Annotated in this window: 6 protein-coding genes; 1 reads left to right on the top strand and 5 read right to left on the bottom strand. The window is 58.7% G+C overall.

All coding sequences use genetic code 11. From position 1 onward, the window contains the following. The first annotated feature begins 43 nt into the window (after positions 1-43). Positions 44-274 (top strand): CopG family transcriptional regulator, encoded by a 231-nt coding sequence (locus RBR60_RS16615; RefSeq protein ID WP_320358885.1) that lies wholly within the window; start codon positions 44-46, stop codon positions 272-274. Between the two features lie 53 nt (positions 275-327). Here RBR60_RS16615 and RBR60_RS16610 read toward each other — a convergent pair whose 3' ends face one another. The 5 genes from RBR60_RS16610 to RBR60_RS16590 all read right to left on the bottom strand — a co-directional run. Then, positions 328-582, bottom strand: coding sequence for a Txe/YoeB family addiction module toxin (locus tag RBR60_RS16610; RefSeq protein WP_320358883.1), 255 nt, complete (start codon positions 580-582; stop codon positions 328-330). Next, a complete protein-coding gene (yefM, locus tag RBR60_RS16605) occupies positions 579-830 on the bottom strand; it encodes a YoeB-YefM toxin-antitoxin system antitoxin YefM (protein ID WP_265426381.1) in 252 nt (83 codons plus the stop codon). The genes RBR60_RS16610 and yefM overlap by 4 nt, the downstream gene beginning before the upstream one ends. A 319-nt stretch (positions 831-1,149) precedes the next feature. Beyond that, positions 1,150-1,584: a hypothetical protein gene (locus RBR60_RS16600; RefSeq protein ID WP_320358879.1), complete on the bottom strand. Its 435-nt coding sequence runs from the start codon at positions 1,582-1,584 to the stop codon at positions 1,150-1,152. After that, positions 1,581-2,567 carry a hypothetical protein gene (locus RBR60_RS16595; protein ID WP_320358877.1) on the bottom strand — a complete coding sequence of 329 codons (987 nt, stop codon included), beginning with the start codon at positions 2,565-2,567 and terminating at the stop codon, positions 1,581-1,583. The genes RBR60_RS16600 and RBR60_RS16595 overlap by 4 nt, the downstream gene beginning before the upstream one ends. Before the next feature lie 90 nt (positions 2,568-2,657). Next, the coding region (locus RBR60_RS16590) for a hypothetical protein (RefSeq protein ID WP_320358875.1) at positions 2,658-3,085 on the bottom strand (428 nt) is incomplete at its 5' end.

Genomic DNA, 3,085 nt, shown 5'->3' with positions numbered 1-3,085 from the left:
AGAATCATCGGGGCCGGTTACTGGCGGAAAGGAAAGAAGATATATGAAAAACAGAATCCGATACACGGATGAGCCTATGGGGAAGGTCAGGCCCGTTGCGGACTTTCTGCCATCCCCAGAAGAACTGGCTCTGAAGGAAGAAACCGTAAAAGTCACCCTTTCTCTGAGCCGGACAAGCGTTGACTTTTTCAAGAGGGAAGCCAAAAAACACAACACACCCTACCAGAAGATGATCCGCAGGCTTCTGGATGAATATGCGGCCCATCAGCCATAGAAAGCCAAAAGGGGTCAGACCCCTTTTGGGGCTGCCCACTTTTACTCAAAAAGTCAATAGTGGTACCGCAGCTGTACTATTTCAATGGCATCCTCAGAGACCTTATAGATAAAGCGGTGCTCATCGCTGATTCTTCGGGACCAGTAGCCTGAGAGGGCATGTTTTAAAGGTTCCGGTTTCCCGATACCCTCAAAGGGGGTACGCATTGTTTCTTTGATCAGGGCATTGATCCGGCGCAGGGTCTGTTTGTCGGTTTTTTGCCAGAAGAGGTAGTCGTCCCATGCATGGGCAGAGAAAATGAGCCTCAATCCCTAAGCTCCTTTTCAAGCCCTTTCCCATTTTCAAGCTGGGCCATGGATTCCAGAAGACGCCTTGCATTTTTGGGTGACCGTAAAAGATAGGCTGTTTCTTCAAGGGCCTCATAATCCTCAAGGGACATAATCACAACGGCATTGGATGATTTTCGTGTCACAATAATTGGAGAGCGGTCTTCACAGACCTTGTCCATTGTTTTAGCGAGGTTTTGTCTTGCAGCGGTATAGGTGATAGCTTCCATGTCTGGTTCCTCCTGTACAGCATATTGTACGTCCAGACATTGGATTGTCAAGCAAAAGAAAGGGCAGCAGCTCCCCTTACTCTGAAGCTGCTGCCACCGCCCCGGCCTTCACCCTGAAACCTTTCCCGGCCTTCGGGCAGGCACAGGGCCTGCCCCTACTGGCTGTTCAGCTCCTCATAAAACCTCCCCCACAGCGCCGTTTCCGTCCCCGTCAAAAACCCCTGTGGAAACACATCCGGTCTCAGCTCAAACAGCATCTTCCCCCTGGCGTGCCCCAGATGCAGTGCTGCGCGGATACCCGCGTCCCGCCAGAGGGTCTCTACTCCCCCAGGCTCGCGCCCTCGCCGGTAAGGTGCAGGATGGTGTCCGAAAGTTTGTAGGCAAACACGGGCTGCACCTCAAAAAGTCGCGCTGCCGCCTGTTCGTCCAGCTCCGGAGAAACACAGCCAAGGGCCACCATGGTGATGCGCCGGGCCAGATCCTCGGGCAGGGTGTCCGGTGAAAGGCCCATCAGCTCCCGGATGGCGGAAACCTTGTCTTCCCGATCCCCGAAGATTTTTTCTACGATGGCGGTCATGTCCCGGTTGCGTTCCACCGCCGCCCTCACCCGCGCCAACTCCTCCCCGCTGAGGCCCCGTACCTCAAAGGCCGCTGCTGCGGGGTTCTCAAAAAAAGCCCTCAGATCCTGAGGGGCCGCAAGGCTTCGGGTACGGGGGCAGGCCGGGGCCTTCACAAAACGGGTCACGTCCATCATGCTTTCACCTCTTTTGCCGGAGCGTCTGCGGAAAGGGTGCAGGAGGCCTTGATGTTGTCGCCTGCCGGATAGGTACGGGCGATGCCCAGAATGGCCTGCACCAGCAGGCTGGGAGGCCGGAGCCTGTGGGGGAAAAACTGCCACCAGAGCAGCTCTCCCTTGCGGGCGATGATGGGATCCGTGACGCCATCCCGGAGATAGGTGGTGAAACTGCCCTGCCCCAGAGACTGGGACGAAGACCCGACCGTGCCGCCGTACACCTGGGTGGAGGATTGGGAATAGGCGATCTCCGGCGGCACGAAATCCATGGTCTTTTCCAGAGGCGCGAAAATGGGGGTATAGACCTCGGCATACACCCGCCGGGGGGTGCCGCCCGTGTGGATGGCAGGCAGGGCCACCACAAAGGTGATCTCGCCCTTGCCGGGGTTTTCATCCCAGATGGGAAAATCATAAAGCTCCGTGTGGGTTCCCGGAACGGTGAAAATTTCTGAAGCTTTCACGCTTGCGGCGGCTGTGCCGGTGAGCCGCACCTGACCCAGCTCGATGCTGCCCACGGGGATGAAGGGCGGGCCTCCCGCAGCGCCCCGGACTTCCGAAAAGGCCGTGCCGTCCGTTCCGGCCACAGCGGCCAGCGCGCCGGTATCGTCGATGGTGACGGAGCTGATTTTGTGGGTGTTGCTGCTTGTGGCGCGGACAAGGGAGACGGATGCCGAGGCCACGGAAAGAAGCTGCCCCGCCTGATAGGCGGTGAGGGCCGCGACGGTGACACTGTTGTTTCCTGCGGAAGGGGTGATGGCCCCGCCGGTGATGAGGCCGTCCGGCCGGATGACCGGCTCCCGGCCCGGAGCGCCGGACCAGGGGGCCTCGGGAATGGAGAATCTGGTGCGGTCTCCGGAATCGGTCATGGCTTTGGCCGGAACCAGCTGCTGACCGGATTCGTATTTCAGGAGGGCGTTGGCCGCGTTCTGGGCTTTACTGGACATAAGAGGCTCCTTTCAAAAAAAGGGGTCAGACCCCTTTTTTTTTCTACTGTTCCGGGGCTTAAACCCGAAAGCTTTGAACAGGCCTGGGTATTATCCGTAGGGGTTGTTTCTGGCGGTGCTGTAGCGGATCTGGGCTTCCACGCTGAGGGTCAGGGCGGTTTCTCCTCCGGCCCAGTCCGGCCAGTCCTCAACACCGCCGCTTATATAAAGGATGTCGTCTGCGTCCTCACTCAGCCCGGAAAAGAGGGCCAGGCCCATGCGGATATCCGCCAGCAGGTTTTCTGCGGTCTCGGCCAGAGCGGCTTCCTGCACGGCGGCATCGGATTCCGGAACGCAGCGCACCCCGGCCCGGAGGGTGACGCTAAGGGTGAGGCTGTCTTCCCCGTACACCGTGGATTCACACTCTTCCTTTCCCGGCGTGAGCCAGAGGGCGGGAAGCTCTTCCAGCGTTCTTTTGCCTTCGGCCAGCACGATGCGGGTGCCGATGTCGGTTTTGAAGCCATTGTCCTGCCGGATGC

Origin of the sequence: Desulfobotulus sp. (assembly GCF_034006065.1) — a bacterium.
Classification (GTDB): Bacteria; Desulfobacterota; Desulfobacteria; order Desulfobacterales; family ASO4-4; genus Desulfobotulus.
This window is presented reverse-complemented; position numbering and strand designations above follow the sequence as displayed.